The organism is Cellvibrio sp. (assembly GCF_053579595.1).
Genome location: NZ_JBRFPI010000256.1, coordinates 1 through 6725 on the forward strand (window position 1 = coordinate 1; position 6725 = coordinate 6725).

Annotated in this window: 5 protein-coding genes; 2 read left to right on the forward strand and 3 right to left on the reverse strand. The window is 48.3% G+C overall.

All coding sequences use genetic code 11. The features are described from left to right. Nucleotides 1–192 precede the first annotated feature (192 nt). A complete protein-coding gene (maoP, locus tag ACWA6V_RS14880) occupies nucleotides 193–600 on the forward strand; it encodes a DUF413 domain-containing protein (protein ID WP_449523227.1) in 408 nt (135 codons plus the stop codon). 82 nt (nucleotides 601–682) lie between these two features. Here maoP and ACWA6V_RS14885 read toward each other — a convergent pair whose 3' ends face one another. From ACWA6V_RS14885 to gntR, 3 genes are all read right to left on the reverse strand, one after another. Then, complete coding sequence (locus tag ACWA6V_RS14885; RefSeq protein WP_449523228.1) at nucleotides 683–3049, reverse strand: GH36-type glycosyl hydrolase domain-containing protein; 2367 nt, start codon at nucleotides 3047–3049, stop codon at nucleotides 683–685. 84 nt (nucleotides 3050–3133) lie between these two features. Beyond that, nucleotides 3134–4756 carry an MFS transporter gene (locus ACWA6V_RS14890; protein ID WP_449523229.1) on the reverse strand — a complete coding sequence of 541 codons (1623 nt, stop codon included), beginning with the start codon at nucleotides 4754–4756 and terminating at the stop codon, nucleotides 3134–3136. Nucleotides 4757–4800: 44 nt separating this feature from the next. Then, nucleotides 4801–5835, reverse strand: a complete 1035-nt coding sequence (gene gntR, locus ACWA6V_RS14895; RefSeq protein ID WP_449523230.1) for an HTH-type transcriptional regulator GntR — start codon at nucleotides 5833–5835, stop codon at nucleotides 4801–4803. Nucleotides 5836–5954: 119 nt separating this feature from the next. On the opposite strand from gntR, the gene ACWA6V_RS14900 reads away from it, so the two are divergent. After that, on the forward strand, nucleotides 5955–6524 hold the full coding sequence (locus ACWA6V_RS14900; RefSeq protein ID WP_449523231.1) for a gluconokinase: 570 nt from the start codon (nucleotides 5955–5957) through the stop codon (nucleotides 6522–6524). Nucleotides 6525–6725 lie beyond the last annotated feature (201 nt).

Consider the following 6725-nt stretch of genomic DNA (forward strand, 5'->3'; position numbering starts at 1 on the left):
ACTTTAGCTCTATACACTGTCACATAAACAGATTATCTTCGGCAGCAACTTTTGCCCGGAACCCTTTTCCGGCATTACAAAAAGAGAGCTGGGGTTGGGGCGATATCACCCGCGAGCAACCACAACAAGGACGCGGTTGTTTGCAGTTAACGTCTCACCCCGAAGTGCACATACTAATAATGGAGATACTCTATGCTGCCGCGTGATCACTATCTGAAACAGACTTTTCAAGACACCGTTAACTTTCCTGATGGTTTTGAAAAAGGTGGACTCTCGGATATTCAGGCGCGCCTGATACGCAAACAAGGGGTACTGGTTAATGCTCTGGCGATGGATGAGGTATCAGATCCAACACCCGACGATTTACACATCCTCAAAGTGATTGCAAATCAAAGCGCCCCTAAAAGTCCCATCGAGCAAGCCTGGGTCAAATACCTCTCCATAGTAAAAGTGCGCCAGGCATCAGCACCAGCCAAATCCGGCAAAACCAAGACAAAGGCAAAACCCGCGGAGCCCGCAGCAGAAGAGTCATTAGCGACAGAACCCGAAACCAAACCCGCAAAAGCAAAAGCCGCAAAAAAAACCGCCAAGACAGAGTAATTGGGCTATTGCCATGCAAAAAAAAGCGCTCTCATTGTGCGCTTTTTTTGTTGTCGGCTGGTTATGGGGAAGCACTGGCTATCTAGCGAGGAATCAACACCTGCACCGAATAGCGGCGCCCTGCTTGAATATTGCCAATAGCGTTACCGCTGAGCAATTCGCCCTCGCAGCGAATTTCAGTCGCAGCGACATTCGCCCGCTCGATCGACACATGAAACTCAGCACCACGAAATTGCCTCACTGCTTTTGCGCCTGGCCAACTTGATGGCAATTGTGGTGCAATCTGCAAACCGCTTTCACTACCCTGCAAACCAAACACACCCTCAACTAAACACCGATATACCCAAGAAACAGTTCCGGTATTAAACAATTGCGATGAGCGACCTGCAGTGCGCGGATACTGATGATAAGCGCCGCGATAATAATTGGGGATATACACCGGCAATTGTCCACGCTGTAAATAATCCGCTTCCGTTGGACCAGGAATCATTTGGCGCAGCAACTTGTAGGCGCGATCTTTTTCAGCAATAGTAAATAAACTGTATATATAAAATATCGCCGCGTGATTGTAAACCGAACCGTTTTCCGCCGAACCGGGATGTTTTTGCGTAACACGGCCTACGTCATCACGCATCGCTGTATAAGCGGGAGCGAGCATAGTTACGCCGTATGGTGTTTCCAATTGCTGCTCTATGGCCGCGATCATTTTTTCGCGCTGCTCTGCATTTGCCGCACCACCCAAAATGGCCCAGCTTTGCGGATTTAAAAAGATGCGCCCCTCTTTATCTTTACTGATGCCAAACACTACATCATCGTCGGTAATACCGCGCCCGAACCATTCGCCATCCCACAAATATTTATTCACCGCGGCATTCACTTCCTGCGCACCCGCAATAAACTCTTGCTGCAGATCAGGCAACGATTTTTTTGCGCAGACATCCGCCCATAAATTCAATGCATAGGCCGTTGCCACCGATAACCAACCGGAAACACCCTTGCCTTTATAACCCACCATATTCATGGGATCACACCAATCACCCTGCGCAATAAAACTCAGGCCGCGATGATCGCGCGCTTGCAACAACCAGCGCATAGCATTAGAAATGCGATCAAAAACGGACAGCGTTTTGCCATCGTGACCCGCAACCATTTCCTGCAGAATTGCATAGTCATTGGTTTCATCAAGGTAAGTTTTTAAACACACCGGCAGCCACACACAATGGTCAGTATGGGGAATTTGGTTAATATATTTAAGCTCCGCCCCCTCCGCCAACAGAACACCATCTGGCATTGCACCCGATTCCTCTTGTTGGCTTAACGCATGCAAAAATGCTGCACGAGTAACTTCAGGCTTGATAAACGTCATGCCCATATTATCTTGCAGATAATTGCGCGTTTGCGGATCAGTGGTTAAGCGATTGACATCACCGTGATAAAACACCTGGCGCGGCAGCCAATTGTTTACAAAATTATTCAGCTCGGCATCCGGTGTCTCAATCTGTAAACAGCCACTGCCAGCGGCGATATAAGCTGCGTAATCGGCTTGTGCTTTGGCAAAACCCGATGCACTTAAATAGGTATCGCGCAGCTTTGAAATTTCTGCATCGTCAAACGCTGGGCCAAAAATAAATCGATAATCCTGCTGCGCCTGATCAGGCATTTCCAAGCGATACTGCAAAATTGCAGCGGGTGTTTCATAGCGCGCATCACCACAAGTCAGCACGTCAGCCCGCAAAGCCGTTGGATTATGCAAGCCACCCTCACCTTCAAATGTTTCCTGTTTTGCTTCCCAAGCAACCGGGTTAACTTCATGCAGGAAAAACGTTTTGTCTTTGAAGTTTTTATTCTTAAAGTAGTCAGCGACTTTTTGATAAGGTGTAACACAAGTAGCGACAATACCGCCCAGATCTGTACGGTATTCAGCCGACTGATTCATCCATGACATATAACCCACAGGGAAATAGGGATAGACGCTCAGTTTACGCGCACGGCCGGAATTATTAATCACGCGCAACTGCCACAACTCCACCACATCACTTACCGGCAGCGACAACATCAACTCGGCGCGCACACCATCGCATTCAATCGCCCATTGCAAATCGCTTTTGCCAACGGAAAAAGAATAATCGTCATAGGGCGCGCGCACGGGTTCATAAGGCGCCGAGAAAATCTTCCCCGTCTCTTCATCTTTGATATAAAAAAAACGGCCCGGATGATGCGCATAATATGGCTGCTCGGGCTGCATAAAAGTTTTTGCTTCCAAATTAGGTGCATACGCATATTTGGCAGGTTCTGGCTGCATAAATTGTGCAACTGCATAACCACGACAGGTTACTTGAATCATCATCTGCTGGTTCCACAGGAATCCTGCAGCACGCGGCATAGCTGTCGGAGTTAACAAATCATAGCGTTCGCCAGCCTGGCTGGGGTTCAGTAAAGCGTTAGTCATGAGGGTTGTCCTATCGAAAACAAATAATAAGAGGGCCAAAAATAAAAAGCGCCGCAGCGCGGCGCTTGATTAAAGATCTAACAATCAGGAGTGACGCGCTTCAAGGTCCTGTTGGATCGATTCAACTTTTGCATCACTCAGATTATAAAACACCAGCGACAATGCAGTGAGCAAAGCAAATAATCCGGGCACGAGTGTCTGCATGTAGACGATGCTGTCGAGCGATGCCCCCGCCTGCATCTGGCCCGCTTGATAGCCCATCACCGCTAGCACAGAGAGCATTAATGCAGAACCAATTGCACTGCCAATTTTTTGCGAGAAGGTCGTTGCAGCGAAAGTCATACCGGTCGCACGGCGACCATTTTTCCATTCATTGTAATCAGCGACATCGGCATACATCGCCCAGGTAATTGGCGGTTTAAAGCCCAGCGCAATGCTGATCAAAATATTCAGAGCAAACATCCAGATAATTTCTTTCGGTAATTCTGCACTATCGCGCACACTGCCATCCGCCCCTGTACGAATCACACTGATGACCTGCCCTTTCGCATCAGCCAGATTCAAATTCGGTCCGGTTTCACCCAGAGGAACACGCTCCTTAATAATCCAGAAAATTTTGTCGTGGCGCAGCCACTGATAGGTATCACCTTCTGCATGTGGCTGCCCGAGCAGCGTGCCAGCATCAAGTTGGACCTCATTTGATGCAACATCCAACACACCATTGGAATGCGGCTTGGGAACAAATGTGAATGCTATCGACAATATCGCTACCACACAGAGTAACGACATCATCAATTTGCGCTTATCAATATATTTAGTGACTGTTGATGCGAACATTGCGCCGACCATCAAGCCCGCCATTTGCAAACCTATGTAATTGCCAAGCAAATCAGGTCGCTCAACAAAATAGCGAAAATAATAAGCGGCCGAACTCCCGCGCAGTGTCATAGTAATCATAAACACTAATGCCAATACAAAAAGTACCAACCAAGGACGACAGGTGAACAAATCTTTCAGGTCACTCAGCGGATTAGTTTTTTCCTGGGTTAGCGATGGTTGGATTCGCTCGCGTGTAGTCAAAAAAGTTACTACAAATAAACAGCTGGCGATGATCGAGTATATAACCATTGTCATCTGCCAACCGCGCGCACTGTAACGATCGCCATCACCAAAATACTCCGCCAATTCCGGTGTAGCTGCACCCACAAAAATGCTGGCAAAGTAGGCAAAAAAGAACCGTGTGCTGTTGAGTTTATTACGCTCTTGAGTGTCGGCGGTTAACACTGCCGAAAGCGAGTTGTAAGGCATATTCAACACGGTATAGCAAAGCATTAACAAGCAGTAGGAAGCGTAAGCCCAAATCAACTTACCTGTATCATCCAGCTCCGGAGTGCTCATGGTTAAAATTCCCGCCCCCATCATTGGCAGCGCACCCCAAAGTAAATAGGGACGGAATTTGCCCCAGCGAGTATTGGTGCGGTCGGCGATGCCACCCATAATTGGATCGGTAATCGCATCGATAACTTTGGTAACAGTAATCATGGTCGCTGCTGCTGCTGCGCCAATACCAAATACATCCGTATAAAAAAATACCAAATAAGACCCGATAATCGCCCAGTAGAAATTAAAACCGGCATCACCCAATCCGTAACCAATGCGCTCACGCCAGGTGAGCTTTGCCAAACGATCACTGTTGCGACTAGTCAAAAGAAAACCCCGTTATAGATTTATTATGTAATTGCAAAACGAAACTACAAACGACTGGTCGAAGCGCGCTTTTTAATTTCATAGCCCATATCGACTTTTTTCGATTCGATTGGCTTTTCATTGAGCACACGAATAATCATTTCCGATGCTTTTACACCCATCTCATAACGGCCAACAGACACGCTGGTCAATGAAGGGTTCACATATTCAGCCGCTTCGATATCATTGAACCCACAAATGGCCATATCCTGCGGGACACGAATATTCATCCGCTGCGCTTCAAATAATGCGCCGAGTGCCAGGTCGTCGTTCACACAGAACACCGCATCGACAACACCGTTCGTTGACGCCATTAAACTTTTAAACAATTCACCGCCCACACCGATAGAGGAAGGCTCAGGCGTGGTGACAATGTAGCTCTTCTCAAACTTACCCACCTGCTCCAATGCCAATTTGTAACCCTGCATACGCTGCTGTACGCGCGGGTCCATACGCGCACCGATAAAACCAATGCGTTCGTAACCCTGCCCCAACAAATGTTTGACCACATCAAAACCCGCGCGGCCATGGGCAAAACCGACGTTCATATCGATAGGATCGGCAAGCAATTCCATGATCTGCACAATCGGGATACGCGCCTTGTGCAGGAAGTTCTGGCAGGCCTTGGTCTGGTCGCCACCGGTAATGATCAATCCTTCAGGGGATTGGCTCAGCAGGGTGCGCACCATTTTTTCCTCTTCCAGCGGCGAGTAGTGGGTGTCCACCAACAGCACCTTGTAGCCCGCCGCCCCCATCACCTCATAAATACCGCGCAATACCTCGGTAAACACGATGTTACTTAATGATGGAATGGCAACGCCTATCACCCGGGACTTGGATGAAGCCAGGGAACTAGCATGCTGGTTGGGTATGTAACCGAGCGAATCAATGGCTTTTTGGACTTGAATCCGCAGGGATTCAGAGACTTTTTCCGGCTGGTTGATCACCCGCGATACGGTGATTGCACTAACACCCGATGCATCGGCGACATCAACCAGGGTAATTTTCTTATCTGAACTTCTTTTTTTTGCTGTTTTCATAGGCAATATCTGCACTTGGCTATTATTTTTTGCTAACATATCACATGCGCAATGATTGCGCTATCATCAGCATGTATACAACCTTGCTGGTCATTAGGTGTACACGAGAAAACCTTCACATGCCGCATGTAACCGCCATAACCAATCCTGATGCCAATACCAACCTCATTATTGTGATGGGCGTTTCCGGTAGTGGTAAGTCGTCACTTGCTAAAGCACTGGCCGATCACTATGGTTATGAGTATCTGGATGGTGACGATTTTCACAGCCAGGAATCGCGCGATCGTATGGCAAAAGGCTTACCGCTGACCGATGCCATGCGTTTGCCCTGGGTAATCCGCATGCGGGATTACTTCCGCAATGCTGCGCGCAATCATCAGCATTCGACACTGGCCTTTTCCGGGCTTAAACGCGCCCACCGCGATGAGTTGCGCAAAGCCGGATTGAAGACGATTTTCTTATTCCTGCACAGCGATAAAGACACTATTCAAACCCGCGTCAATAAACGCGCCGGTCATTTTATGGCGCCGAGCCTGGTCGATAGCCAATTCGAGAGCCTTGAAGACCCAAGCCATGAAACCGATGTTTACACCATTGATGTAAATGCTCCTCTGGATCAAGTGCTGGCACTGGCGATTCATGTGGTTGATCGCGAGCTTCATCATCAGATGGACGCACTGCTCGCCTGATACATCAGACTTGGCATTCCTCTCTACACCAGCGAGAATGTGAACTCTTGAGCCAGATATTGATCCAATGATCAAGATCATCCATGGAGAATCACAGATGCCATCTTCCAAAGTTGTATTTGCCAGCAGTCTATTGTTGCTTACCGCCACCCTCTCCGCCTGCGCCGGAAAAACCCAATTCCGCAGTGCCTGTGATCAAGA

Bases quoted from the DNA above. Each gene is read 5' to 3' on its own strand.
- gntR (WP_449523230.1), bottom strand. From the start codon at position 5,835: ATGAAAACAGCAAAAAAAAGAAGTTCAGATAAGAAAATTACCCTGGTT.
- ACWA6V_RS14885 (WP_449523228.1), bottom strand. From the start codon at position 3,049: ATGACTAACGCTTTACTGAACCCCAGCCAGGCTGGCGAACGCTATGAT.
- ACWA6V_RS14900 (WP_449523231.1), top strand. From the start codon at position 5,955: ATGCCGCATGTAACCGCCATAACCAATCCTGATGCCAATACCAACCTC.
- maoP (WP_449523227.1), top strand. From the start codon at position 193: ATGCTGCCGCGTGATCACTATCTGAAACAGACTTTTCAAGACACCGTT.